Source organism: Mesorhizobium sp. M1C.F.Ca.ET.210.01.1.1 (assembly GCF_004791585.1).
Taxonomy (GTDB): domain Bacteria; phylum Pseudomonadota; class Alphaproteobacteria; order Rhizobiales; family Rhizobiaceae; genus Mesorhizobium.
Window position 1 is genome coordinate 1 of the sequence record NZ_SRUU01000188.1, and the last position, 302, is coordinate 302.

Consider the following 302-nt stretch of genomic DNA (forward strand, 5'->3'; position numbering starts at 1 on the left):
GCTGATCAGCGCTCCCATCGAGGGTGCGGCAATGGTGGCGAGCGAGACGCCAAGAGTGACGATGGCCATGCCTCGACCTGTCGCGTTGGCGCCAACCAGCCTTGCCACGACGGCAACCGAAAGCGCCCAGAACGCGCTGAGCGCGATGCCGAGCCCGGCTCTGCCAAGCAACAGCAGCCAGAAATTGGGCGCCAGCGCTGCAAGGAGGTTGGAGCCGACCGCCAGGGCGCTGAGGCCAACCAGCACCGTCTTGCGGTTCAATCGGCCGATGAGAACATTGCTCAACATGGCCGTCACGGCAG

1 protein-coding gene is annotated in these 302 nt (G+C 65.2%); it reads right to left on the minus strand.

The features are described from left to right. On the minus strand, positions 1–302 hold a 302-nt coding region (locus EN853_RS33515; RefSeq protein WP_135861376.1), incomplete at both ends, for an MFS transporter.